Here is a 25,889-nt window from a genome sequence, read left to right on the forward strand (position 1 = left end):
CGGTCTTCTTGTTTGATATGTTCTTTTCAAGGCCTAGCTGAAAAGCGCCTGCCGCTCGATTTCGGTCATGCGGGCCAGGGGATCTTCCTCATTCCCGTCATTGTCGGGAATGGCTTCCGAAGCCTCCCAGGTGGTGTCGGCTTCTGCTTCCGAAACGGTTGCAGCGGAGGCGCTTCGGGCATCTGCGGCCTCTTCTACGTCCGCAGCCTCGAACAGCTTCGCAATCGCCTCCTCGTCGAGGGTGTCGTCTTCAAGGTTTGAAGCGGGAGGGGCGAAGTCGTCCTTGTCCGGTTCCGCAGTGCTACGCTCAGTCACAGTCTCGGGTTCTGCGGTCGATGCGAACAGTTTATCGATTGCGTCGGCGTCCATGGTGCCGGCCTCTTCGAAATCACCGGCCATGATCGCATCGATATCCGGCATATCGGCGGGGATTTCCGGCTCCGGCATCATCCCCTCGGGGCTGCCCGGATCAGCATCCCCATCGCCTGTCAGGGCTGTCTCGGGCAGGTCGTCGCTCGCTGACATCAATTCGTCGACATTGCTTTGCGAAACACCGCGTCCCGTCAATTGCGGTCCGTTGAGCAGGTGGGCATCCGGACGGTTGTCGAGCGGGCCAGCGGTTGCATCGGCGGCCAGTTCGTCGATCCCCCAGATGTTGATCATCAGGTTGATGCGGCTTTCAAGATAACGCAGAACTTGAACAACCTTGTTCGTCCGCTGGCCGGTGAGATCCTGAAACGAACAGGCCATGAAGATTTCAGTGGCCTTGCCGTCTATGTCGTCACACACGCTCTCATCGGCGCCCTTTTCCCGCAAGGTCCAGGCCTGCTCCTGGATACGTTCGGCGGCCTCAAGGATGGACTGGGTTGCGCCTTCCGTTTGTGTGACGATCGCATCGAGTTCATGTGAGGCATCGGTGAAACGGTTGCTGTCGGCACCTTCAGCCTTGATATTGGCGATTTCGAGCTTGGTCCGTTCAATCGCTTCGTGCATGTCCGCGATATCAAGCCGGATCTGGTTCAGGTCGGGGACTTTGCGTTGCCGGGTGACCGTTTTTTCCAACCGGTAAATTGCGCTCAGGATCTCTTGCGAATCGGGAGACTTGTTCCGGTTGAGATATTCGGCCAGGAACTGGCGTCCGCGTCCGAAACTGGACAAAGTCTGTTCAAGGGCCTGATATTCGGCCTCGTCGATCGTGTCCCGATCTGCCTGGTTTGCCAGCGTTTGCATGTCGACGCGTATCTCAGCTTGCTTTTGTTTGACCTGATGCCGTAAGTGACCCAGCTCTGGAAAAGCCTAGGATGGGAAATGTTAATATCCCTTTAGGCGACCCCTCCTTTGTACTCAAGCGCGTATTAATGCTCAAGCATCACGGATAGATTGACAATGCCAATATCTTTCTCCGGCCTGAACCTTCGGGTTGGAGCACTTTTTGCCAGTCACTTCTTCGGATTCGGGCTTTATCTTCCTTTCTTCCCTCTCGTGCTTGAGGATCGGGGACTGAGCCTGGCCGATATCGGGTTTTTGCTAGGGCTGTCCACAATCGTGCGAATCGCAGCCAACCCGGTCATGACCGGCCTGTCCGACAAGTCAGGACGCCGGCGGTTCTCGATCCTGATCTATTCGCTGTGCGCAGCCGGGTTTCTTGTAGGCTTCCTGACAACGGACGGAATCGTTTCGGCCTTTGTTGGCGTTATCGGGCTCGTGATGTTCTGGTCTCCGGTCGTGCCGCTCAGCGATGCCTATGCCCTTGATGTCGCACGCAATACCGGGGCGGATTATGCGCGCATGCGGCTTTGGGGGTCGGTCGGATTCGTCCTTGCGACCATCATAGGCGGCCTCATGGCGGGCGAAGAGGGAAGCAGCTTTGTCACTCTCGGGATACTGTTCGGCGTTCTGTCGACCGGCGTGATCGCCATTTCCCTGCCGGGACAACATGTGCCGGGATCCGATGGCGGTTCGGATGCCGGGAACGCGAAGCCTGCGCTTTTCGCCCGGCCCTGGTTCTGGGCCTTGTTGTGTGCCGCAGGTCTCTTGCAGGCAACGCATGCTGCCTATTACGGGTTCGGCACCCTGTTTTGGCGCGCGGCCGGGATACCGGATTTCGAGATCGGCTTGTTATGGGCCATCGGCGTTGCCGCCGAAATCGTGCTGTTCACGTTTGCAGGCCGCTTGACGCAGCGATTCGGTCCGGTCCGGTTCCTTCTTGCGGCTGCCATTGCGAGCGCCATTCGCTGGAGCCTGTTTCCGCTGTTCGACAGTTTTGCGGCGGCTGCTGCCTTGCAGCTTCTCCACGGGCTGTCCTTCGGGGCCGCCCATCTGGGAATTGTCGGCTATCTGGCGCGCGTCGTTCCGCCCAAATGGGCGGCGACGGGCCAAGGGTTGTCAGCTGCCTCGATCGGCATACAGACCGCGGCGGGGCTGGCCCTGTCGGGTCTGTTGTTTGAATGGAACACAGCCTATCCGTTCTGGGCGATGGCCGCGGCGTCGGGATTTGCCCTGCTGCTGCTTGTGGTCATTTCACCCATGCTTCAGAACCGGCTTGTGGCCAATGCGCAAGCTGCCGGTGCGGCCTAACCCCAGAGCTCGGCCTCCGGAGGGCAAAGCAGGCTGCCTTCGAATTTGAGCCCGGGTTTGCGGTCCCGGGTCAAAAGAAGCGGGCCGTCGAGATCGACGTAGTCGGCATTCTGCGCGATCATGAAGGCCGGGGCCATGGCAAGCGAACTGCCCACCATGCAACCGATCATGACCTGAAACCCCAGGCGGCGGGCGTTCTCCTGCATCACCAGGGCTTCGGTCAAGCCGCCCGCCTTGTCGAGCTTGATGTTGACCGCATCATACCGGTCGCGCAGATGCTCCAGATCGTGACTGGTGTGCAGGCTTTCGTCGGCGCAAACCGGGACAAGATGGTCAATCTCTGCCAGCTTGTGATCTTCGCCTGCGGGAAGCGGTTGTTCGATCAGGGCAACGCCGGCCCTGTGACAGGCCGCCATGTTGGTATCGAAACAGCTGTCATCCCATGCCTCGTTGGCATCGGCAATCAAGGTCGCGTTGGGGGCGTTCCTGCGAACCGCCTCGATCCGGTCATCATCGCCCGGACCTGCCAGCTTGACCTTGAGCAACGGCCTGCCTGCGGCGGCGCGCGTTGCTTCGGCCATGCTGTCAGGCGTGCCGACACTTATCGTGAAGGCGGTGGTTTGCGGTGCAAGCTGGCCGATACCGGCTTTTTGAAAGACCGGTGTCCCCGAATATTTGGCCTCGAGATCCCAAAGGGCACAATCAACTGCATTGCGGGCGGCGCCTGCCGGCATGACGCCTTGCAGCTCCTTGCGCGACAGACCGCGTTCGATATCCGCGCGAAGCGCCTCGATCTGGGCGGTTACGCTTTCAATGGTCTCGCCGTAACGGGCATACGGGACGCATTCACCGCGGCCCGACTGGTGTCCCTGGGTGATGCGGACGGTCAGGACATCGGCATGTGTCTTGCTGCCCCGCGAAATCGTGAAGCCGCCTGCAATTTCAAAACTGTCGGTGTCGATATGGAGGGTACGCATCAAGGAGCTCCGAAGGCAGCAACAACCTTGTCCACAATCGGCTCCATGCCGAAACGGACCGGGTCGGTGGCGGGAAGATCATGTTCCCGGCCGAGATCCTGCAAGTAGGTTCTTGCTTCGTGTTCCTCAAGGGCTGCCGTATTGACGGCAATGCCGATGCACCGGATATCCGGGTTGGTCAGCCTGCCGCAGCGTATTGTCATGTCGATGACGTCCTCAATCGGGGGGAGGGGGGTATCCACACCGCGCATTGTGGTCCGTGTCGGCTCATGGCAGACAATGAAAGCATCGGGCTGCGCGCCATGGAGGAGCCCCAATGTGACACCGGCGAACGACGGGTGGAACAGGGACCCCTGACCCTCAATCACCTGCCAATAATCCTCTTCGGTTGCCGGCGATATCCATTCCGCCGCTCCGGAGATGAAATCTGCGATCACGGCATCAAGGGCGACCCCCCGGCCGGAGATGAACACGCCGGTTTGTCCTGTTGCACTGAAGCTGCTCTTGAAGCCGCGCGCGCGCATCGCCTTGTCCATTGCAAGGGCTGTGTATTTCTTGCCGACAGAACAATCGGTTCCAACCGCAAGGATGCGCTTGCCCGACCGTTTTGTCCCTCTGCCGGTGGCAAAGGTCTCGGTGTTGTGGCGCACGTCATAGAGCGCGCGTCCGTTACGGACGGCCGCCTCCTTGACGGCGGGAATGCTGGAGAGCTTGATATGAAGACCGCTGGCGACGTCCAGCCCGGCCTCAAGCGCCTCGATGATCGAATCGACCCAGTGCTCCGGCAAGGTGCCGCCAGCATTCACGGAACCGATGATCATGGTGCGTGCGCCCTGTCCTGCCCCCTCGCGGATCGACATGTCCGGCAAGCCGGTATCTGCGGCGCAACCGTTCAGGCGGGTCTGGCCGAGACACCATTCGGGACGCCAGTCGACAATTCCCTGTGCCGTCTTTGCTGCAAGAGAATCGGGAACATCGCCAAGGAACAGCAAATATGGGTGGGCAATTTGCATCACAGAAGGCTCCGTGTTCGCCAACCAGTCCGAGTGGCTGGACGTTCAAACATCCCACAAGGTATATGAGGGGAAGGATTGAAGCGGCAAGAGGGTGTCTCGTCAGAATGGCGTTCCTACAAAACAGTGCTTTACCGGCCGTGGATCTGGACGAGACAAGCTACAAGCACCAAGTCGTTGCCCTGAGCGGTGACTGGACCATCAATACCATCGAAAACGCCGAGCAGGTCCTGGAGGACCTGACGATCGGCACGGATCGCATGACCTGCATCGACTTGTCCGGGATCAAGCATCTGGATACCAGCGGGGCGTGGATCGTTCATCGTTTGCGCGGGACGCTGGAGTATGACGGGCGCCGGGTCGAGTTGTCCGGCATGGATGAAAACCGCTACCGGCTGTTTTGCGAGCTGGAACATCACCATCCGCCACGCTGGAAGCCGGAAAAGAACAAGTATTCGATCGTCAGGTTTCTGGACCATGTCGGACGTCAGGCGGAGCAGGTCTGGCTGGATGCTCTGGCCATGCTGCATATCATGGGGTCGCTCGGCGTGGTATTTGCGACGGTCCTCTTGCATCCCAGACGCTTGCGCGGCATCTCCGTTGCCGTGCAGTTTGACCGCAGTTGCATCGGAGCGGTGCCGATCATTGCGCTGATGAGCTTCCTGATAGGTGCGATCATTTCGCAACAGGGTGGATTTTATCTGCGTCAATTCGGGGCCGAGATCTACGTGGTGGATCTCGCCGGGATCCTCCTCCTGAGGGAAATCAGCGTGATCCTGACAGCGATCATGGTGGCCGGGCGATCCGGGTCGGCCTTTACCGCAGAGATCGGTGCCATGAAGATGCGCGAGGAGATCGATGCGCTGCATGTCATGGGGCTGAGCGTTACGGAAGTCCTTGTCCTGCCGAGGATTTTGGCCTTGATGATTTCCTTGCCGATCCTGACATTCGTGTCCGACATCGCAGGTCTCGCCGGCTCCGGTCTGGTGGTCTGGATCTATCTGGACATCTCGCCCCAGGCCTTTCTGACCCTCCTTCGGGAGGCAATCGACATGCAAACCCTGATGGTCGGTCTGCTGAAGGCACCGTTCATGGCCCTGATCGTTGGCTTGATTGCGTGTGTGGAAGGGTTGAAAGTCGAAGGGTCATCCGAATCCCTCGGGCGGCACACGACAATGTCGGTGGTCAAGGCGATCTTCCTGGTCATTGTGGTGGATGGATTGTTCGCGATCTTTTTCGCTTCAATCGGAGTATAGGGTTCGGGTCATGTCTGCCGCAGAAGATATATCTCAGTCCGAGGACATGCTGGCAGAGCCGGAAGAGGGCGATATCATCCTCTCCGCCTCGGGTGTAACGGTTGGCTTCGGTTCCAAAGTCGTCCTGAAGGATCTTGATCTGGAGGTCCGCCGGGGGGAAATTCTCGGGTTTGTCGGCGGATCGGGGATGGGCAAGTCCGTATTGATGCGGGCGATTCTCGGGCTGACGCCGCGGCGCTCGGGGACCATTCGCGTGTTCGGCCATGATCTGGCAACGGCGAGTTCCGAAGCCCGCAAGATGATTGAACGGCGCTGGGGGGTCCTGTTCCAGCAAGGCGCGTTGTTCTCCTCCCTGACCGTGAAACAGAACATCCAGATGCCGATGCGGGAGTACCTGAATCTGACGCCGCAGATCATGGACGAGCTTGCCACATTGAAGCTGGAGCTGGTCGGCCTGCCGCAGGATGCTGGTGACAAACTGCCGTCGGAACTTTCAGGCGGCATGATCAAGCGCGCGAGCCTGGCACGCGCCCTTGCACTCGACCCTGATTTGGTGTTCTTGGACGAACCAACCTCGGGTCTTGATCCGATCGGGGCGGCCGCGTTCGATACGTTGATTGAAAATCTGAGCGCGACCCTTGGTCTGACCGTTTACATGGTCACCCACGACCTCGACAGCCTGCACTCAATCTGTGATCGTATTGCGGTTTTGGGGGACAAGAAAGTGCTCGCGATTGGTACGATCGACGAGATGATGAAAAACGACCATCCCTGGATCAAATCCTATTTCCGGGGACAACGCGCACTGCGCAGGACTTGAAGGGAACCTCATGGAGACCCGCGCCAACTATGTGATTATCGGTGGCTTCATGATGGCCGTGCTGTTTGGTGCGTTCGGCTTTGTCTATTGGCTCGCGGTCACGGCAGAGACCCGCGAAAATGTTTTTGTTCGCATCATTTTTCCCGCTCCCGTCACCGGACTGTCCATCGGCGGGCAGGTTCAATATAACGGCATCAAGGTCGGTGACGTCAGCTCGCTCGCGTTTGATCCGGAAAATCCCGACAAGGTCGTTGCGACGGTTCGAATCAGGCCATCGACGCCGATACGTGATGATACGAAAGCGACCCTGAATTACACCGGGCTGACCGGCGTTGCCTATGTTGATCTAAAAGGGGGCAGCCCGAATTCGCCCCTGCTCTTGCAACACGAAGGCGGGCAGGTGCCGACCATGGTTGCGCAGCGGTCGCTGTTCGATGATCTCACTGTTGGGGCTCGTGACGTTCTGGAACGCGCCGATTCGACCATGAAGACCATTGACGAGTTCCTGAAGGAAAACAGCCCCACAGTCACGCAGACACTGAGCAATGTCGAAACGTTCTCGCAAGCGCTCGCCAACAATTCCGATGGCGTGTCGGGCTTCATGGACAGCATCGCCTCGGCGACCGATGCCTTCGTGAAACTGTCTGCCCGAATGGAAACCCTTGTTCAGGAAGGGGAACGGATCCTTGCGGCGGTTCCCGACGACAAGGTTACCGAGATCGTCGATAATGTCGCAAGCTTTTCGGAAAGCCTTGGCGATGCGAGCCAGGGTATCAAGCAGATTCTGGCCAATGCGGAACAGGCTTCGAAGGATCTTCAGGATTTCACCAATGGCCTAAACCAGGGCATTGAAAAAGCGGAGCAGATCCTTGCCGCCGTTGACCCGGCGCAGGTGCAAAAAGCCCTTGATGGGGCAGGCAAACTTGGCGATGTCCTGACCAAGCGGTCCGGCGAAATTGACACCCTGATTGCTTCGTCAAGCGAGACCATGACAAATGTGGCCGAGGTCACCAAGGTATTTGCCGATCAGAAGCAGGACCTGTCCGAGCTGCTGGATGGCAGCAAGGCTGCGGTCGATCAGGTGAACGCGCTTCTTGCCAGCGCAAACGACATTGCCGGAGCGGTCGACCCGCTGCAAATCAGCAATATCGTGACATCGGTTGAAACACTTGGCACCAGCTTGAACCTGTCGCTTGCGTCGGTGGACGAAATCATCGCCGCCGTCGATCCCGATCAGGTGGCCACGGTCGTCGACAACACGGCCGCAATCGTTGCCAATATCAATCAGCAGACCGGCCAGATCAACGAGATCATTCTGTCGGCGAAAAACACCGTCCAGAACTTTGAAGCGGTTTCTGCAACCGTGCGGGGCGAGGATGACCGGATTGCCGTCCTGATCCAGGACGTTCAGGCGGCAACTCAACAATTCACAACCACGCTGTCGGATGCCAGCACCATTCTTCAGGCCGTCAATCCGGATCAGGTGTCGAACATCGTCGGGTCGGTCGAGAGTGTGGCTTCCGGTCTTGCGGATCAACGGGACGGCTTCACGGCCATCATCGCCTCTGCGCGCGAGGCTGCCGACAATGTCCGCGACATGACCGACAACCTTAGCCAGCGCACGCCGGATGTTGAACAGATCATCACGAATGCGAAGGAAATGACGGCGACGCTCAATGCGACATCCGTTCGGGTTCAAAGTGTGGTCGATCAGGTCGGAACGATGGTTGAAGGCAATGGAGAGGGCCTGATCGTCGAAGCGACAAAGGCGGCCACGGCGATCCGGAAGGTCGCGGAGGTGCTCGAAACCCGGGTTGGCACGATTGCGGACGGGCTTTCCAAATTCGCGAACCAGGGGTCAAGTGACTTTGCTGCAGCCATGTCGGAGTTGAACCGGACCCTTGTCGTGATCCAGAGGGCCGTTGAAAACTTCGACCGGAGCCCGAACCGGGTGATCTTCGGCGGCGATGACGTGCCGGTCTATCGGGGCGGGCAACGGCGGTAACACCACAACAGGAAGACGGGGTTTTTATGGGGCAGGGGGAATGAGCAGCGCAGCGAACGGGCTTTCACGGCGGCGCATGCTGACCGGATTGGCGGCAACGGGGCTGCTGGCTGGTTGCGCCAGCAGCAATACGCCATCCGCGCTTTACGGCCTGACATCGGCCGATCTTGGCGGAACGTCCGGCCGGACGTCCGGGGCTCAAATCCTTGTTCCCCGTCCGCGTGCCCTCAAGGCGCTGGACACGGACAATATAGCCGTCGTCAATACCGGTCCGGTTTACTCCTACTTTCCAAAGGCCGCCTGGACGGATGCTCTGCCGAATGTGGTCCAGACCAAGGTTGTCGAAACCCTGGAGAACACCGGCAGGCTGCGCGGGGTCGGGTTTCCCGGCGATGGTCTCCTGATCGACTACCAGCTTCAAATCGAGGTACGGGCATTCGAGTTGCATCTGGATGGCCGCAACAGCGGACGTGTCGAGTTGGCGGCCAAGCTCGTCAATGACCGCAATGGCCGGACAGTGTCCAATCGCGTTTTCCTTGCAGAGACACCAGCAAGCGGAACCACGGTGGATCAGGCCGTTGCCGCTATGAACCGGTCAGCCGATCAGGTGTTTGCGGAAATGGCGGCCTGGGTGACCGGCCGGGTCTGAGCTTCACCGGAATGGCGGGCCGGTCAGCCGGCCAGTTCCGTGTCGAAATCGGCGGTTGGCCGGGGTGAAGGGCCTGCATCAAACCGCGGATTTGAGGTTTTGAGCACGGGATTGACAGTGCTCACGTCTTTCCGGCTTTCGCGCCACACGACGAATATGCCGGATGCAATGATGATTGCGGAGCCGAGGCCGACATAGACGTCAGGCTCCTCGGTGAAAAACAGGGCTCCGTAAATCGCTGCCCAGATGATCTGGCTGTATTGGGATGGTGCGACCACTGCTGCGGGAGCGGAACGATAGCCGCCAATGACGCAAATCTGTGCCAGAACGGACAAAACGCCCACCACAGCCATGAGGGCAAGATCTTCCAGTGCGACCGGTTTGTAGACTGCAGGCAGGGCGGCTCCCATCAACACCATGGACAAGAGCATCGGATAAAGGATCAGGACCGCGGAGCGTTCCTGACTGCCGATCTTGCGCACGAGGATTGCCGCCAGTCCCGATGCGAGCGCGGCAATGAGGGCGGCTGCATGCCCGAGCGTGAAATCCGTAACGCCCGGACGGAGCACGATGACCACCCCGACGAGCCCGGCAAACACGGCGATCCAGCGCTGTGCCCGCACCACTTCTCCCAGAAGCGGGACCGAGAAGATCGTGATCAGAAGAGGTGTCGAAAACAGGAGCGAATAGACTTCCGCGAGAGGCAAGGTTGTGAATGCATAAAAGGCGCTCGACATCGCCAGAATGTTGAGGGCGGACCGGAACAGCACGAGAAACGGATGGCGCGGGCGGAAATTGGCCTCCGACTTGTCCGTCAGCATGATCAGCGCCATCGGAATGAAGGCGAACAGCATGGCGAAGAAGATGATCTGAAACACGGAATACTGCTCGCCAAGCGCCTTGATCATGGCGTCGTGGGCAGCAAACAGGGCAAAGCCCAGAAAGGCATAGCCCAGGCCGAGCACGGGCGAGCTGGTAGGTGAAGTCATCTGTCGGGCCGGATTGTTTTCGGAAGGAAGCTTTACGGGCCAATTTCCGATTTTCCCGGCGGGCGTCAAGATCAAATCGGTTTAGGTGGAAGAATTGTCGCAGTGGCCGGACCGCGTTCATCAGACGGCGGTCCAAAATGCGCGGCAAATCAGTCGTAGGGAAGGTTCAGTCTGTCCCAGTCGCGCTTCGGGATTTGAGCACCCAATCGAAAGGCAAAAGCGGCAACTTCCAACGCGACCGGGTCTGCTTTGCAGCGAAATTCCAGAAAATGCCAACGCCCATCTGCCCTGAGCGCTGCCCGGTCCGCGGTCAGCTCCCCCTTTACCAGTTCCACGGGCCCGCCCGCATAGGCGATCACATAATCCGGTTCCATTGCCGGGTGCGCGGCCTTGATCTGGGCCAGCGTTTCGAGATTGCAGATCTGAATGAGGCGTTCGTCATTGGCAGCAAGTTGAAGACTTGCGCGAATGGCACGGCCCTTGGGGCCGTTCAGGATCCCGGTTGAGAGGATTGTCCGCGCGGGCGGCATCTGGTCTGCTGGCTCGGGTTTGGCACTCGGAAGTGCCGCGAGGTCCGTGGTGTTTTCGGTTCCTTCCGCTGCCTCGTCTGCAGCTTCTGATGAAAAAGCCGGGCCTGCCGTTTCTCCCGAAATCCTGCCACCCGATGGCCGGATAGCCGGAGGATCCTCTGAAGCGGGCAGGGGAGATGAAATGATCAGTTCGATATCGAGAGGCCGGGGGATGGAGCGCTCCGGCGGCCGGTTTGTTTTGGGCAGTCCATGGATCAGGAAAACAAGCAGGACGGCATGAAGGGCAAGGGACAATCCGGCAGACCGGAGGCGCCGTCTATACGCCGTGCCGGGCGATGAGAATAAGCGCGCCGGAACGTAAGTGATGCTCATATCCGCGATTGTGAGAGAAGTCCTTTGCCGCAACACCTTCGGCTGTATCGCCAGCGTTCTTTTTTGGATTGTAAATCATCGAAATGCAATTGGTCAGCAATAAGACGGAAGATGCTCAAAGTCTGAAGGGCGCTTCGACCGATCACACAAAAAAGGCGGCCATCTGGCCGCCTTTTCGAAGTGTCCGGGCACGCCTTAGTCGAGGTGCCCGCTGGCATGGGCCAGCAATGTGTAGACCTTGCCGGTATCGGACGTCAGGTAGGTTTGCCCCAGCATGTTGTCCCGGTCATTGCGGGCGACCTGTGCAAGCAGTTGCTCGAAATCCGAGACATAACGGTCGACTGCGGAGCGGAACTCCTGATCGCGTGCATATTTCTGGCGGATATCGTCGAAGGTCTGCTGCCCCTGAAGGGTGTAGAGACGGCGCGAGAACACGTGCCGCTCGCCGTTGCGGTAACGGTCCCAGAGATCGATGAAGGTCTCGTGATCGATTGCGCGGGCAATATCGGCAGACAGCGAGTTCAGGCTTTCCACGCTCTGTGCCTGCGGGGCGTCATCGCTTTGACCGTCCTCGTCGCGGGACGCCCGGCGGAGCAGGTCCGAAACCCATCCCTTGCTGGCCGGCTGGCTGGGTGCGGCCGGGGCTGGTGCCGGGCGGCGGACCGTTTCCTGCGGCTTCGGGGCGCGCAGGTCGGCAGCCGGCTGGCTTGGAGCCTGCGGCCTTGCCGGTGCAGCAAACGGAGCCGCCTGTTGGGCCGGGCGGCTTGCCTGAGGCCGGGAGATGTCGAGCGCGTTGGACTGCTTGGCAACAATGTCCGACAGTTCGGACAGCGCACGCACCTGTTCATTGACGATCTTGCGCAGGGCAGCAGTGCTTTCCTCTGCCTCTTCCGGCAGGCTGAGAACGCCCTGTTTCAGTTCGTTGCGGGTGGCTTCGAGCTCCCGGTGGACATCACGTGCCACGTCGCGCATCCGTGTTGCCGCGTCGCCGAAGCGGTCGGAGGCCTCGGAAACCGTACGGGTCATTTCCGACATGATGTCATCTTGCGCTGCACGGATCGCATCGCGTGCCTTCTGACCTTCCATGCCGGCGGTCAGGCGCATCGATTCGAACTGCTCCGTAACTTTCTTGGTTGCCGCTTCGGCGGCGGCACTCAGCATGCCGGCTGCTTCGCGTGCCTTGTCGTCGGCCGTTTCGAGCGTTTCCGACAAGGTGTTGGTGAAGGACCGCATGAGCGTGTCGACCGCTTCGGTCTTGGCAAGCAGCGTTTCGGCCACGTCCTCGATTGCGGTTTTGCGCTCGGTAACCCGGCCCTCGACGAGCCGGTTGGTGTTCTCCAGATGGGCCGCTGCCGCCGACAGTTCCTCGGACTGGCCGTTGAACTTGGTCGTCAGGTTCTGGATGTCCGCAAGGGTCGTCACGGTCACGTCCCGCAAGGCGCCGACCTGGTCTGAAATCAGGCCGGTGGTTGCGTTGGTGTCCTGAACGGCGCGCTCCACGGCGGCGCGGAACTCGCCGGTCCGGCGGCTGAGGTTGATCTCCACTTCCGTCAGATTGCTGTTCGCGGCGGTGACGACGTCCTGCAGATTTGCGTTCGACGTATCGAGCTTCTCCAGAATTTCGGTGACATCGACTTCAAGCCGCCGCTTGGTGTCGAGCAACAAGGCGGTGGCGCGTTCGCTGCGTTCTTCCAGACCGCCGACCAGCTGTTCGCTCGCCCGGCTGATCATGTTGACTGCGCGGTTGCTCTGTTCTTCCAGACCGGTCATCAGCTGGTTGCTTGCCTCGGTGATGATCGTTGCAGCATGGCTGCCGCGTTCGTCGAGGCCCGTCATCAGCTGATCGCTGGCGCGGTAGATCATGCTTGCAGCATGGGTGCTGCGTTCTTCCAGACCGCTGACCAGCTTGCCGCTGGCCTCGTTGATCCGGTTGGCGGCTTCCGCGGACTGAACCTCCAGCCCGCTGACCAGCCGTCCGCCGGCTTCGTTGATGATGTCGGCGGCCCGGACCGTATGCTGGTCAAGTCCGCTGACGAGTTTGCCGCCGGCTTCATTCAGGACGTCAGCCGCTTTGGCAGAGCGTTCTTCCAGCCCGCTGACAAGCTTGTCTCCTGCCTGATTGATCAGGCCGGCTGCGTGGGTGCTGCGTTCCTCCAGACCGTTGACCAGCTGGTTGCTTGCCTCGTTCAGGATGTCGGCGGCACGGCCGGTACGCTCGTCCAGCCCGGCGACCATCAGGTCGCCCGCCAGGGACAGCTTGTTGGCAGCGCGTTCGCTGCGCTCTTCCAGCCCCTGAGCCAGTTGCTCGTTTGCCTGGGTCAGGACATTGGCCGCGAACTCGCTGCGCTCGGTCAGGGTTGCCGCGAGGCGGTCGCCGGCATCGACAAGGTTGCGGGTCGCATCCAGACCGTTTTGGGCAAAGGCATCGCTGACTTCGCGGCCCTTGACGGTGATCGCATCCAGGATTGCCCCATGGACGGCCGACACCCGGCTGGTGAGATCGTGTGCCCGGTTCTCGATGGCCTCGATGAGCTGATTGCCATCGGTACCGATAAGCTGGGCGAACTCGCCGGATCTTGCGCCGAATGCCTCGTTGAGGGCGGCTGCCTTGCCGAGCATTTCGGTCGCGACCTCCTGGCCGCGGTTTGCCAGCAGGTCCGCTGCTTCCTGAACGGCTGCGTGGACCCGGTAGCGGACACCTTCGGCCTCGCCCGACATCTTGCCCCGGATTTCGTCAAGCGTTGCGCCCAAGGTGGAGCGCGCCTGTTCGCTTTCGGCAGACAGGCTGCCGGAAATCTCGGCGATCGTGCGGGCGAGATCTGCGCGAACCTGTTCGCTTTCGCCGGTAAGCGTGCCGGAGAAGTCGGCCAGGGTACCGACATAAAGAGCACGCGCCTTTTCGGCTTCCGCTGCCATGGAACGTGCCGCATCGGCAACAGCTGCAAGAACCAGTTCGCTGATCTTGCCGCTTTCGGTCGACATGGAGCCGGTCGCCTGCAACATCGCGGAGGTCACGGCGTCGGCGGCCCGGCGGGTTTCCTCGCTCAGAACGCCACGTGCTTCCCCGACAGATCCGAGAACCATCTGGCGGATGCGCTCACTTTCACCGGACAGCGACCCGGATGCTTCGGCAATCGCGGAAGACACCGTATCGGCGGCCTTCTGGCTTTCACTGGACAGAACCCCGGATGCCTCGGACATAACCGAGGAAACCGTTTCAGCCGCCTTCTGGCTCTCGCTGGTCAGGACGCCACGGGCTTCCCCGACAGACCCGAGAACGATTTGCCGGATGCGGTCGCCTTCGCCGGTCAGTTTGCCGGTGGCGTCACTGAGGACACCGGTAACGATCTCGACCGTGCGGCTGCGCTCGTCGGACAGGGAGTTGACGGCCTGTGAGACAGCTTCCTCGATCATGTCGCGCATGCGGGTGCTTTCGCCGGACAGGGCCGTGCCTGCTTCGGTGATGACCGTGGTCAACAGATCGCGTGCCTTTTCGCTTTCGTCGATCAAGGTGCCGGAAATGCGCTCAAGGCGTTCGTTCAGCACGGATTCCAGCTGACCCGCCCGGCTGTCGAGGGTTTCGGCAACTTCGAAAACCTTTGCGCCAAGGGAGACATTGATTTCCGCAATCCGCTCGGACAGCGAGTCGGTGAGTTCCTCGCTCTGTTTCGCCAGAACCGAACCGGCTTCTGCGAGACGGGTATCAAGTGCCGAGGTCATCTCTCCCTGACCTTCCACAAAGGCCTGAGCGATTTCCTTGGTGCGTGCGATCAGGGTTTCACTGATCGCACGTGCACGCGCGTCCAGCGTTTCGTCGATCCGCTCGGTTCCCGTGGTCATGGTGGCGGCGAGGTGCTCGGCCTTTTCAGCCATGGAGCTGGTCGCCATGTCCACGCGTTCGGTCAGGGACTTGCCGATCTGTTCGGCGCGGTCGGCAAGGGTGTTGCCCGCCGCCTCGACACGTTCGCTGAGCGTGACGGTGATTGCATCGGAGCGGTCTGCGAGGACGTCGGAAATGTTCCGCGTCTTTTCTTCCAACGCGCTGCTGATGCCTGCGGTTCGCTGCTCGATGGCATCGGCGAGGATCACGGTCCGGCTTTCGAGGGCGGCCTCGAAGCTCGCGGTCCGCTGGTCGAGGGTCAGGTCAAGCGTGTTGATGTGGCTGCCAAGTGCTGCATCCATCGCCCCGATCCGTTCGGAAAGCGATGTGTCCATGGTCCCGAGGCGCGCGGAGAGCGATGCGTCCATTGTGCCGAAGCGTTCCGCCAGGACGGTATCAATGGCCGTGATGCGCTTGTCGAGCGATGCATCCATAGTGCCGATTTTTTCCGTCAGCGACGTATCCATCGTGCCCATGCGGCTGGACAGCGATGTGTCCATCGTGCTGAAGCGTTCCGCGAGGACGGTGTCAATGGCCGTGATGCGCTGATCGAGCGATGCATCCATGGTGCCGATTTTTTCAGACAGGGATGTGTCCATCGTGCCCATGTGACTGGCCAGCGATGCGTCCATTGTACCGAACCGTTCGGCGAGAACGGTATCGATGGCGGTGATCCGCTGATCAAGGGAAGAATCGAGCGATCCGAACCGGTCGCCTAGCGAGGCGTCCATGCTGCTGATGCGCTGCTCGAGCTTGGTGTCGATCGAGCCGAACTTGTCGGACAGGACCGTGTCGATGGCGGCGGCATGTTCGATGAGCGAGCTGTCCATCGCGCTGATGCGGCTCGACAGCGAGTTGTCGATTGCCCCGAGCCGGTCGGCAAGCACCGTATCGATTGTGGTGATCCGCTGATCGAGTGCGCTGTCCATGGAGCCGAAACGGTCGCTGAGCGATGTATCCAGTCCCGAAATATGCTGCTCGAGCTTGGCGTCGATCGAACCGAAGCGCTCCGACAGGAGGGTGTCCATGGCCGAGATGCGCTGTTCGAGAGAGCCGTCGATCGCTCCGAAGTGGTTGCCGAGAGAGGCATCCATGCTGTCGATCCGGTCCGCCAGCTTGCCGTCGATCGAGCCGAAACGGTCGGACAGCACGGTGTCGATGGCAACGATGCGCTCGTCGAGTGCGCTGTCCATGGTGCCGAGCCGCTCGTCGAGCGACGTGGTCATGCCGGTAATGCGCTGCTCCAGAGAGGTATCGATTCCGCTGAAACGCTGTTCCAGAGTGGTGTCGAAAGAGGTCAGGTGTTTGCCAAGCGCCTCGTCCATGCGGCCGAAATTCTGCGCCAGGGTGCGATCCAGTGTGTCGATCCGGTTGCCGAGCGTCGCATCCATGGTCTCGACCCGCGTGGTGAACGTTTCGTTGAGGCCGGACAGGTGTGTGTCGAGAGCCTGGTTGAAAGCCTGGGTCTTGCTTTCGACAGAGGCGACAAGCTGGCCGCCGCGCTCGGTCACGATGGTATCCAGTTCGCTCAGGCGGGTCGACAGGCCGTCTTGGAGAAGCTGGCCGCGGACCTCGATGGTTTCGCTGATCTTGCTGCCTGCCTGGTCGATATCGCCCGCGACACGCGAGCCGCGGCTGCCGATCAGTTCGGCCAGTTGCGTGCCGGTCTCGGCCAGCTTTTCGGTAAGCTCCGAAGTCTGGGTGCCAAGCGTCGCGCTGATGCTGGTGGTGACGCCTTCCATGCTTTCACGGAACGCGGTTGTCTGGCGTTCCATGACATTGGCCATTTCCTGACCACGGGCGGCCAGACGCTCGTCCAGTTCGGTGCCGTTTACCGAAATGGCCTCGTAGATCCGCTCGGAAATACCGCCGAGCTTTTCTGCCAGTTCACCGCCGCGGACAGTGATCGTATTGGTGAGAGAACCGGCCGTCTCGTCGAGCTTGGTGGCGATTTCTCCGCCACGCAGGGACAGGTCGACAACAATCGATTCGCCCGTGCTGCGCAGGATTTCGGAGACGTCCGCGCTGCGCTCCGAGAGTGTTTCGACAATCTCGGCGCTCTTGAGCGCGATGGAGTCGGTGACTTCATGGCCGCGCTGGGAGATGCTCTCGACCACCTTGTCGCCGGTTTCTGCCAGCGAGGAATCAAGCGTTGTAATCCGCGAATCGATCGTGGAAACAAGCTCTTCGGTGCGTGACGTGACAGTGTCGATCAAGCGCCCCGAGGTCAGGGACAGGTTGGTGTTGATCTCTTCGCCGCGTTTGCTGATCAGATCGCCAACGCTTGTGCCGGTCGCTTCCAGTGTTGTGCGGAATTCATCGGCCTTGATCGTGATTGTGGAGACGACGCTGTCGCTGGAGCTGGCCAGGATCTTGTTGATCTCGTCGCCGCGGCTTGAAAGCGTTTCGATGAAGGAATGCGCAGTTTCGGCAAAACGCCCGTTCACTTCCTCACCGCGAGTGGTCATGGTCTCCCACAGTTTATCGCCGGTCTGGGTCAGGTTTTGAACCAGGTCGGTGCCGGTGCTGGTAAGTTTGGACACATAGTCGTCAGCGCGTACCGACAGGGCATCCACAAGCTCGTTCCCGGAGGCGGTCAGGGTCGAGCCAAGTGTATCGATGCGTTTGTCGACGTTGGATGTGAGATCCTGAACGCGGCCGTTGACGGCCTCGAGCATGCGCTCGGTTGCCTTGTCGACCATCGAGCCGAAGTCGTCCGATGTCGAGGACAGCTGTTTGGAGAAGCTCTCATGCGCGCCTGAAATGGAGTCGCGCACACGGTCAGCATTCAGGACGATGGATTCGCGCTGGCTGACAAGCTCTTCAATCAGACCGCGGATCTTCAGCTCATTGTCATTGTAGGACCGCTCGAGCGATGACACCTCGTTATGGACGAGGACTTCAAGCTCGGCGGCCCGGGCAATCGCGCGCTCGATGCCGTCACCCATGGCGGAGACTTCACGCCGGATGGCCTGCCCGACACTGAGGATCGATTCCTTGGCCATGTCTTCAGGTTCGGCCAGGCGGAGCGCGACCTCGGTCATGCCCCTTGCGACGATCCGCATTTCCTGGGCACGCCAGATCATCATGGCCATGACCCAGAAGAAGATAACCGGCACCACGATGGCAACGAGTGCCAGGATGACTTCAGGAGAGCTTGCGATGGCTGAAAAGCCGGAAAGGTTGGTCAGCTGGTCGCCAAGAGACGACATGGCAAGGCTTGTTCCAAGTCCCCCCCAAAGGACACTGAGAACAAGAGCGCCCCAGAAGGGGGCAAAGGACGGACGGCGTTGAAGCGAATAAATCAGGCTGCCGATGTTGCGGCGGTCATCATTGGCCGCAGGCGGGCGGTTGGCGCGTGTCCGGCGCCGTGACGGACGAGCCTCGTCCTTCTTGTCTTCTGTGCCCGAAGCCTGTGCGTCGGCTTTTGCTGGCGCCTGATCCTTGGGCGGGTCGCTTTTTTCAGCCGGAGCCTCTGCCGGAGCATCCGGGCCGCCGAAGTCGAGCTTCAGTGCCTCTTCAACTGCAGATAGCGCTGCTTCCGCCGGATCTTTCACCTTCGGGGGATTTGCCATGATTGGATCGCCTCACATCCGTACTCATTACTTTTTGGTCATGGAGATCATCCTGACCGAAATCGATTGGGCCGGGCTGATGACCGGATCGCTGACCTGATCCGGGTGTTCATCAACCGTTTGGCGGGAGGTCGCCGCCGACCTGCCGGCAACATGCCGTTGCGCGGACTTTCCCACCTTGCCGCATCATCATTTGTAATGGCACACTCTTCATTAATGAACAAGAAACAGCAGCGGCCAGAACCGCCTAGCCCGGGTTGTTTTCATGGGGATTCAGAAGCCGGTCGCGAGCTGCAAGCTTGACCGGAGGTCCGTCATTGCCATCTGCACAATTGCTGCGCTGGCCGGAGACCAGCGGCCGCGACCGGCCGCAGCCCGGCGCAAGCCACAATTAAACTGCCGGATTTCCTGTCTCCTGACCGTCCGGGTTCGCCTTTGCCCGTCCCGCAGTCTTTTTCTGTGGCAATCTGCAGGGCATTGGTTTTTCAATCCAATCAGGCGTGGGAGGTATTTTCGCAAACTGCACGGAACCTGAATGAAACGGGTGCTTGAGGTGCTGGTACTGAAAAAGGTTAACGGGCCGGGGTTTGGTGAATATTTAAAAACTCTAACGAATTGGCGGAGATTTAGTGAAATGGGAGCGGATTGCCTCTAGGAAATTTGCAGCGCCTGTTAACCATAATGATAATTAATCGGCCGCTTCTGATTTTATACAGGCAATCCCTGCCAGCATGTCACCTGATTTGCGGAATGCGTTTGGAAGTTGTAAATATCGGGTGATGAGCACGAATGAGTGGCATGCGTGTATTACGCCCGCGGAGATGCGTTATGGGTCACAGGTCTTTGTTGCCGGACAAGCGCGCGGTTGAGCAGGGCAACCCGATCGACTTGCAGGGATTGCAGACCAGTACGATGGGGAACCGGGACTTGGAAGTTCAGGTCTTGAAACTGTTCTTAACCCAATCCCGGGCAGCGCTGGATCAGCTTGGCCGGGTAACCTGCCTTGACGAGGCGAAAGTCATCCTTCACACGCTCAAAGGCTCCGCCCAGGCTGTGGGGGCAAAACAGATTGCAGACGTCTGCGCGGATCTGGAGCAAAGTGCGGGGCAGGGGCGCCACCTGGAACTGGAAGAGCTGCGCGAGTGTGTCGCCGATGCTTGCGTTTTCATCGAAGACCGTCTGAACAGCGGATCGCAATAGCCGCAGCCAGTGATCAGGCAGGGGGCTGCGGGATCGCCCGGCTTGCGTCAGATAACGACAGTTCTTGACCTTTGGCCTTGAACGTTTATGTCGGTGTGGAACCACATTATCCTTTCTTCATTGGTCAGACGCGGATCATGCCGAAAATCACTTATGTTACTGCCGACGGGGCTCGTACCGATGTAGACGCCTCCGAGGGCTCTACCGTCATGGAAAACGCCATCAAGAACATGGTGCAGGGAATCGAAGCGGAATGCGGCGGCGCATGCGCTTGTGCAACCTGCCATGTCTATGTTGATGACGCATGGGCCGACAAGGTCGGCAAGCCCGAACCGATGGAAGAGGACATGCTTGATTTTGCATATGATGTGAAGCCGACCTCGCGCCTGTCCTGTCAGATCAAGGTTACGGGCGACATGGACGGTCTGGTCGTGCATGTGCCTGAACGGCAGGCCTGACGCCGGAGGCGAGAGGGAGAGAATGCACAAGGCCCGCCAATCCGGCGGGCCTTTTCGTTTATTCGGCGGGCTGTGCTGCGGGACGTCTGAACCAGAAGTCCGTCTCGTTGCCTTCTTCCGGATTGGACGGGATCAGTGTTGCCAGCACAAGGCTGACAGCGGCCATTGCGGCTCCTGACAGAAAGACGGCAGCGGGCGAGTACAGCCAGATCAGGCCGAAAACCACCGGAATGAAAACGGCGGCGATGTGGTTGATCGTGAAGGCAACACCGGCAGTCGGGGCAATATCGGCCGGATCCGCGATCTTCTGGAAGTAGGTGCGCATGGCGATCGCAATGGCAAAGAAGGCATGGTCGAGAACATAGAGACCTGCCGCCACTGTTGCGTTGGTGACAAACGCATAGCTGACAAACACGCCGATCAGTCCGGCATATTCCAGGATCAGGGCCTTGCGCTCGCCGAACCGGACAATCAACTGCCCGATCTTGGGGGCGAGCAGCATGCTGAAGACGCCGTTGATCAGGAAAAGCCCGGCAACCTCGTGCACGTCATAGCCGAAACGCGCGACCATCAGAAAACCGGCGAAGACGGTGAAGATCTGGCGCCGCGCGCCTGCCATGAAGGTGAGCGCGTAGTAGAGCCAATACCGTTTGCGCAGGATCAGTTTCTTGTGCTGGGGAACACCTTCCTTGAAGTGCGGGAAGGAGGACATCAGGAAGGCGAGCACCACAAGCGTCAGGCCGCCCGCAACAAGAAACACGGTCGTGAAGGAGAGGTCGAACATCTTCCAGCCGAGGAAGATCAGCCCATAGGCGATCAGCTGGGCAAAGGCACCGACCGCGATGATCTTGCCCATGCTGGCGGCAGCTGTCGCCTTGGGCAGCCACTGCAGGGAAAGCGATTGTGCCATGGTCTCGTAATAGTGAAACCCGAGCGACATGATCAGCGTCGTTGCGTAGAACCCCCAGGCCGTCGGGAAATAACCGGTGACGGCGACCCCGGCGCCGAGAAAGGCAAGGGAGAGATAGGCAAGCGTCTGCTCGCGCATGACCAGCAGCAGGTAAATCGCTGCAAAGCTCAGGAAGCCGGGGATCTCCCGGATCGACTGCTGAATGCCGATTTCGCGGCCCGTGAAGGAGAGTTCCTGCACCGCGAAATTGTTCATCAGGTTCCACCAGGCCGCAAAGGAGAGCTGCATGGCTCCTGCCATGATCATCAGCAACACCGCCGGAGACCGCCAGCCTTTCGCCGCGCCGGGCGTCATCTCTTGGGTGAAATAGGTCATAAGCTTCTATTATTCCGTTACAAATTCGTCAGGTGAGGATGTCATAAGCGGCAAGAGTGCTTGCATGTTAGCGCCGTTTTGTCATCATATGGTTCCGACTTGCCAAACTTGGCGCAGAGCCTCGGGATACCATTGCAATGCCGATCCATCCGGAACTCTCCGAATTCCCGACCACTGCCTTGTCCAGCCCGATCATCGGTTATGCGCGCCGTCAGCCGCAAGGCATGGTCAATGACTGGCACGCCCATGACGCGGCCCAACTGTTTCATGTGGTCAAGGGGTCGATCGCCATCGATACGGAATCGGGAACCTATTTCGCGCCGCCCGAGCGCGCGGTCTGGTTGCCGCCGCGCGTTGCGCATCAAACACGCTATCTGACTGATACGGACCTGCGCTACATCTATGTCCAGTACGCGCATGCACAGGAGCTTCCGCAGTCGCCGCAAGTGATCCAGATGACAGCCCTGTTCCGGGAGCTCATTCTGGAGTTCATGTCCTATCCCCGGTCCGAGACCGAGGCGGGTCCGGCTGCCCGGATTGCTGCGGTGATCCTCGATCAGCTCAAGATGCTGCCGGCTGCCCCTCTCCGACTGCCCATGCCGCAGGATAAAAGACTGCGTGATCTGTGTGAGGGAATTGTGCGCTGTCCGGCGCATATTCCCTCCCTCTCCGAAGCCGCCAGCCGGTGTGTCCTGTCGGTGCGGTCTTTCGAGCGGAGGATGAAACAGGAGACCGGCCTGAGCTACCGCACGTGGTGCAGGCAGGTGAAGCTGTTCCGGGCAATCGAACTCCTCGCGCTTGGCCGGACCGTGTCGGACGTGTCGCACAAGCTGGGATACGAGGAACCCAGCGCCTTTGTCGCCAGCTTCAAGAAGGCCTTCGGCACGACACCCGGGCGGTATTTTTCAGCCGTACCGGCCCTTTGATTTGCGTCATGGCGGTCCTGTGCGGGCCGGTCCAGCATCCGGAACGTTCCACCCTGGAGTGTTCAGATGTTCAAGACAATTCTCGTTCCGATCGACCCGGCTGAACCGGCTTTTTCCAAGGATGCGCTCGACAAGGCGCGGCAGTTTTCGAGGGACTACGATGCCAAAGTGCTGTTGCTGGCAGTCTGTCCGGAGGTCCAGAGTTTTGTCACCAGCCAGTTGCCGGAAGGGTTTCAGGAGCACGAGCTTGAAGAAACCCGCACGATGTTGAACGGCCTTCGGGACAAGCTCGATTTGGGCGGCAGTGTTGTGCAGGTGGAAGCCCGGATCGGCGCGGTTGATGCCGAGGTGCTCGAATTCGCCGCACGACACGCGGTCGACCTGATTGTGATGACCTCGCACAAGCCGGGATTTTCGACCTATTTCGTCGGCTCCCATGCGGCGCATATCGTCCGCCACGCGCCGTGTTCTGTCATGGTCTTGCGCGGGGACTAAGTCATGGGTCAAGCGAATTGACGCCCGAAGAATTCAAGGCGGCCCGGCAAAGTCTGTGATTACGGGCCAAGGTCACGTGACCACATCATCCGGTCCCAAGACACATGGGGCAGGACCGGTCCGGCCATACCCGATGTCGGCTGCGCTATCCGCAAAACCGATCCGGAACTGACAGCCCCATGTCACCTCGAGCCGGGCAGCTAGCATTCGTACCCAGCTGTCAATTCGCGGCGCAAGGTGGACGCTGGTTCAGCATCTTCCAGAGCGGATGTCAGCAAGGCGGCCGCTGAAATGGCAGTTTGCATGCGGGCCAAGAAATGAAAAAACCCGTCAGCCGGTGAAGACTGACGAGTTAAAAAATGGAATGCAGGACGCTTCTCAGAAACTTGCCACGCCATAAGACGTTGCTGCGGATGCGTAGGTGCTCGCAACCGGCAAGGAAATTGACAAAACAGCCAGCGCGAGAGCCATTGCCCGGATGATTTTCATGATCATTTACCTTTCAAGGCGAAGGCTGTCAGATACTGACCGGGTTGGAATTTGCCGAGGCAGACGCAATCGAGGATGTAACCGGTACCGCCGCCAAGGTAACCGCCAGTGTGAGCGCAATTACACGAATGACTTTCATGATCTCTCTCCCATTCACTCCGAATCGCCACCCGAATGACCATAAACTTTACGTAATTGTAGAAATGTTATCTTGCAAATTACAGATCAGTCATGAATAGGTATGAGTGATGGGTTGCTGGAATACATCTTTCTGACGTTTAATCTTCAAGAAACACTGCGGTATAGTGATATCAGTAATATTATCATTGTTCAGGGCAGCAAGGCCGCCTACCTCCATCGGCCTTTTCCCACAGCTCCAGCCCATCCCTGAACCAAAGCGCCGGACGTGATTTTGTTGACCTCCTGCCATCCGTCCGGCGCATTTTCTTTTCGCGCATTCGTATGCGTCAATATGAAAAAACACCCTTTACGAGCATTGTATTTATTTACTATAATAGCGAGTGTTCGGCCCACCGAGCAACCTGCGCCTCAATGCATCCATGCCATCCGGTCTAAAGTCCCAATGTCCGACCGTGTGGCTCCCCTGTGCATTGGGGCGTTTTTTCTCTCAAAGAAAAACCCGCCAACCGGGTAAGGCTGATGGGTTTTTATTAGTAAAGTGATTTGGCTTGTCTATCAGCCCCCTAGCGACGAGCCAAACCCGTCAAAGACGTTATACCAATTGACTGAGGCAGATGCGACCGAGGTTGTGGCTGGCAAGACGGCCACAATGACAGCCAGAGCCAATACAATTGCGCGAATGTGTTTCATGGTCTTGTTCCCACTTGGTGTTGCTGGAAAATTCCAACGTAGCCAGTGTGCCTCAAACACCCTGATCGCACTGTAATTTAAATCACGTTTCGGTTTTTTGCGTGAGTAGCCCCCGGTATTGGGCTTGCGGCGCTTCCGGAAGCCCGAGGGGTGTTGTTGAAGGGGAACCACGGCAGGTCCTCATACACCGCTTGGCCTGGTTGAGGTTTTCTACTCAGGATTAATGAACGGACTCGCACAACCTTAGAACTCATATGACACAGGGGTACCGCTGAAACTGACGAGCTTCGAAGGAGTGCAGGGAAATGCGTGATTATTCAATAGAAACCAAACTGCTCAACAAAAGTACAAACGGTTTTCAATACGAGTTTTCCCTTCATCTAAAGAAGGTAAACATGTCTCAGGTTGATCTGATCTATCGGAGAAAATTCGACTTCGCAGACAAAGACATTTTTGGAAGCATGTCCGATTCAAGCAAGGATGTTTACATCAAGAAAATGTTGACCTCATTCAAGGCGCAGCTTGAAAAGCTTGTTTCTGCTTACCTTCGCCCTTTGACAACCACTATTATGGCTGCAACCCCGTATCTGCCCACGCACAAAACAGAACTGGAAAAGAAACTCAAGGGAATTAATAAAAAGATTGAAAACAAAGAAAAAGAAATTCAACAGTCACAAAACTCAAGCGATGAGCAGAAAAAAACAAGAGAAAAGAGTGCGTTGGAAAAAGAAAAGGAAAAGTGTATTAATGCAATAAAGACATACCCAAAGGCGATGAAAAAAGCGTTTGACACCTTTTGTGAAAATAAAATTCTGCCCAAAGCCAACGATATCAACGGAAAACTCAAGGAAAAGTACCTCAAGAGCATCCACAGCGGAATGCAATCAGACGCAAACGAGCAATTTGATGCCGGCATTGATGCCGGTCGGGGGACAGCCTACGCCGTGACACTTGGATTGTTTTCCGGAGTGACGGGAAATCCGGTGGCCTACATTCCAGGTTTTGTTGCGTCGTTTTTGGGTATTGTAAAGGCGCTGGAGAAACTGGCTGCCTCGAGGAAAAAGTTTAGTGCCGCTGCCGAAAAGGAACTGGATACAGGTATCCAGAAGATTGAAAAGGCAATTGGCACATACGTCAATCTTGAGACTCTCGACAAAAAACTGAACCTGGAAATTGAAAAGCTTAGGGAAAAAAACAACAATATTGAAATTATTTCAAATAACATTAACAACAAAAGCAACAAGGAAGTCCAGGACGCCTTAAAAGGTAACAGTCAGCTCAGGGCAAGTGCCCAAAAATTCTTAAAAGCCAAACAAAGGATGAAGTTTAACGTTAAGTCTTTGCAGGATAATCAGTGTACCGAAATCATTAATACGCTCTCAAATGCCAAGGCAATGTTGGAAGAAGTGCGAAATCAGGTCAAGGAAGACACGAATATTGTGTCCCAAAACGCTACCAATACAGCGGGAATTGCAGATGATGTTAGCGCGATTAGCCGTGGAATAGCCGGATTGCTGAATAGCTGACAGCACCTGTTATACCGCTCTCACTCCAAAACCCGA

At 58.4% G+C, this 25,889-nt stretch carries 18 protein-coding genes; 10 read left to right on the top strand and 8 right to left on the bottom strand.

Features of this window, described 5'->3' with window-relative positions; all coding sequences use genetic code 11:
* Nucleotides 1-33: 33 nt before the first annotated feature.
* Nucleotides 34-1,230: a protein phosphatase CheZ gene (locus tag E1297_RS17495; protein ID WP_155140533.1), complete on the bottom strand. Its 1,197-nt coding sequence runs from the start codon at nt 1,228-1,230 to the stop codon at nt 34-36.
* 156 nt (nt 1,231-1,386) lie between these two features.
* On the opposite strand from E1297_RS17495, the gene E1297_RS17500 reads away from it, so the two are divergent.
* Entirely contained in the window at nt 1,387-2,577 is a 1,191-nt protein-coding gene (locus tag E1297_RS17500) for an MFS transporter (protein ID WP_155140535.1), read from the top strand.
* On the opposite strand, the gene dgcA is transcribed toward E1297_RS17500, so the two are convergent.
* Nucleotides 2,574-3,557, bottom strand: a complete 984-nt coding sequence (gene dgcA / locus E1297_RS17505) for an N-acetyl-D-Glu racemase DgcA (protein ID WP_155140537.1) — start codon at nt 3,555-3,557, stop codon at nt 2,574-2,576. The genes E1297_RS17500 and dgcA overlap by 4 nt on opposite strands.
* Nucleotides 3,554-4,567: an N-acetyltransferase DgcN gene (gene dgcN / locus E1297_RS17510; protein WP_155140539.1), complete on the bottom strand. Its 1,014-nt coding sequence runs from the start codon at nt 4,565-4,567 to the stop codon at nt 3,554-3,556. The genes dgcA and dgcN overlap by 4 nt, the downstream gene beginning before the upstream one ends.
* A gap of 107 nt (nt 4,568-4,674) precedes the next feature.
* Between dgcN and E1297_RS17515 the strand changes: the two genes are divergently transcribed.
* From E1297_RS17515 to E1297_RS17530, 4 genes are read left to right on the top strand one after another with little or no spacing between them, the layout of a single operon-like run.
* Entirely contained in the window at nt 4,675-5,823 is a 1,149-nt protein-coding gene (locus E1297_RS17515) for an ABC transporter permease (RefSeq protein ID WP_155140541.1), read from the top strand.
* Nucleotides 5,824-5,869: 46 nt separating this feature from the next.
* Nucleotides 5,870-6,643, top strand: a complete 774-nt coding sequence (locus tag E1297_RS17520; protein WP_209015833.1) for an ABC transporter ATP-binding protein — start codon at nt 5,870-5,872, stop codon at nt 6,641-6,643.
* A gap of 10 nt (nt 6,644-6,653) precedes the next feature.
* Nucleotides 6,654-8,648, top strand: coding sequence for an MCE family protein (locus E1297_RS17525; protein ID WP_155140545.1), 1,995 nt, complete (start codon nt 6,654-6,656; stop codon nt 8,646-8,648).
* A 40-nt stretch (nt 8,649-8,688) separates the two neighbouring features.
* Nucleotides 8,689-9,297 (top strand): ABC-type transport auxiliary lipoprotein family protein, encoded by a 609-nt coding sequence (locus tag E1297_RS17530; protein WP_155140547.1) that lies wholly within the window; start codon nt 8,689-8,691, stop codon nt 9,295-9,297.
* Between the two features lie 23 nt (nt 9,298-9,320).
* Here E1297_RS17530 and E1297_RS17535 read toward each other — a convergent pair whose 3' ends face one another.
* From E1297_RS17535 to E1297_RS17545, 3 genes are all read right to left on the bottom strand, one after another.
* Nucleotides 9,321-10,286 (bottom strand): DMT family transporter, encoded by a 966-nt coding sequence (locus E1297_RS17535; protein ID WP_155140549.1) that lies wholly within the window; start codon nt 10,284-10,286, stop codon nt 9,321-9,323.
* Between the two features lie 149 nt (nt 10,287-10,435).
* Nucleotides 10,436-11,110, bottom strand: coding sequence for a DUF930 domain-containing protein (locus E1297_RS17540; RefSeq protein WP_196223346.1), 675 nt, complete (start codon nt 11,108-11,110; stop codon nt 10,436-10,438).
* Nucleotides 11,111-11,383: 273 nt separating this feature from the next.
* A complete protein-coding gene (locus E1297_RS17545) occupies nt 11,384-18,643 on the bottom strand; it encodes a hypothetical protein (protein ID WP_155140553.1) in 7,260 nt (2,419 codons plus the stop codon).
* 828 nt (nt 18,644-19,471) lie between these two features.
* On the opposite strand from E1297_RS17545, the gene E1297_RS17550 reads away from it, so the two are divergent.
* Nucleotides 19,472-19,843, top strand: a complete 372-nt coding sequence (locus tag E1297_RS17550) for an Hpt domain-containing protein (protein WP_196223347.1) — start codon at nt 19,472-19,474, stop codon at nt 19,841-19,843.
* Nucleotides 19,844-19,980: 137 nt separating this feature from the next.
* The gene (locus tag E1297_RS17555) at nt 19,981-20,301 is read left to right on the top strand and encodes a 2Fe-2S iron-sulfur cluster-binding protein (RefSeq protein WP_155140557.1); all 321 of its coding nucleotides are present in this window, start codon (nt 19,981-19,983) and stop codon (nt 20,299-20,301) included.
* A gap of 58 nt (nt 20,302-20,359) precedes the next feature.
* Here the strand turns inward: E1297_RS17555 and E1297_RS17560 are convergent, their stop codons facing one another.
* Entirely contained in the window at nt 20,360-21,586 is a 1,227-nt protein-coding gene (locus E1297_RS17560) for an MFS transporter (protein WP_155140559.1), read from the bottom strand.
* A 137-nt stretch (nt 21,587-21,723) separates the two neighbouring features.
* Between E1297_RS17560 and E1297_RS17565 the strand changes: the two genes are divergently transcribed.
* Complete coding sequence (locus E1297_RS17565) at nt 21,724-22,512, top strand: helix-turn-helix domain-containing protein (RefSeq protein ID WP_155140561.1); 789 nt, start codon at nt 21,724-21,726, stop codon at nt 22,510-22,512.
* A gap of 66 nt (nt 22,513-22,578) precedes the next feature.
* Complete coding sequence (locus E1297_RS17570; RefSeq protein ID WP_155140563.1) at nt 22,579-23,007, top strand: universal stress protein; 429 nt, start codon at nt 22,579-22,581, stop codon at nt 23,005-23,007.
* A 1,185-nt stretch (nt 23,008-24,192) separates the two neighbouring features.
* Here the strand turns inward: E1297_RS17570 and E1297_RS50805 are convergent.
* Complete coding sequence (locus tag E1297_RS50805; RefSeq protein ID WP_256372733.1) at nt 24,193-24,327, bottom strand: hypothetical protein; 135 nt, start codon at nt 24,325-24,327, stop codon at nt 24,193-24,195.
* Between the two features lie 305 nt (nt 24,328-24,632).
* Here E1297_RS50805 and E1297_RS17575 point away from each other — a divergent pair, with 305 nt between their 5' ends.
* Nucleotides 24,633-25,853 carry a hypothetical protein gene (locus E1297_RS17575; protein WP_155140565.1) on the top strand — a complete coding sequence of 407 codons (1,221 nt, stop codon included), beginning with the start codon at nt 24,633-24,635 and terminating at the stop codon, nt 25,851-25,853.
* Nucleotides 25,854-25,889: the final 36 nt, after the last annotated feature.

Source organism: Roseibium sp. RKSG952, from assembly GCF_009711355.1.

Coding starts and splice junctions, on each gene's coding strand:
- E1297_RS17550 (WP_196223347.1), top strand. CDS start 19,472: ATGGGTCACAGGTCTTTGTTGCCGGACAAGCGCGCGGTTGAGCAGGGC.
- E1297_RS17515 (WP_155140541.1), top strand. CDS start 4,675: ATGGCGTTCCTACAAAACAGTGCTTTACCGGCCGTGGATCTGGACGAG.
- E1297_RS17575 (WP_155140565.1), top strand. CDS start 24,633: ATGCGTGATTATTCAATAGAAACCAAACTGCTCAACAAAAGTACAAAC.
- E1297_RS50805 (WP_256372733.1), bottom strand. CDS start 24,327: ATGAAACACATTCGCGCAATTGTATTGGCTCTGGCTGTCATTGTGGCC.
- E1297_RS17495 (WP_155140533.1), bottom strand. CDS start 1,230: ATGCAAACGCTGGCAAACCAGGCAGATCGGGACACGATCGACGAGGCC.
- E1297_RS17525 (WP_155140545.1), top strand. CDS start 6,654: ATGGAGACCCGCGCCAACTATGTGATTATCGGTGGCTTCATGATGGCC.
- dgcN (WP_155140539.1), bottom strand. CDS start 4,567: ATGCAAATTGCCCACCCATATTTGCTGTTCCTTGGCGATGTTCCCGAT.
- E1297_RS17500 (WP_155140535.1), top strand. CDS start 1,387: ATGCCAATATCTTTCTCCGGCCTGAACCTTCGGGTTGGAGCACTTTTT.
- E1297_RS17555 (WP_155140557.1), top strand. CDS start 19,981: ATGCCGAAAATCACTTATGTTACTGCCGACGGGGCTCGTACCGATGTA.
- E1297_RS17570 (WP_155140563.1), top strand. CDS start 22,579: ATGTTCAAGACAATTCTCGTTCCGATCGACCCGGCTGAACCGGCTTTT.
- E1297_RS17520 (WP_209015833.1), top strand. CDS start 5,870: ATGCTGGCAGAGCCGGAAGAGGGCGATATCATCCTCTCCGCCTCGGGT.
- E1297_RS17535 (WP_155140549.1), bottom strand. CDS start 10,286: ATGACTTCACCTACCAGCTCGCCCGTGCTCGGCCTGGGCTATGCCTTT.
- E1297_RS17545 (WP_155140553.1), bottom strand. CDS start 18,643: ATGGCAAATCCCCCGAAGGTGAAAGATCCGGCGGAAGCAGCGCTATCT.
- E1297_RS17560 (WP_155140559.1), bottom strand. CDS start 21,586: ATGACCTATTTCACCCAAGAGATGACGCCCGGCGCGGCGAAAGGCTGG.
- E1297_RS17530 (WP_155140547.1), top strand. CDS start 8,689: ATGAGCAGCGCAGCGAACGGGCTTTCACGGCGGCGCATGCTGACCGGA.
- E1297_RS17565 (WP_155140561.1), top strand. CDS start 21,724: ATGCCGATCCATCCGGAACTCTCCGAATTCCCGACCACTGCCTTGTCC.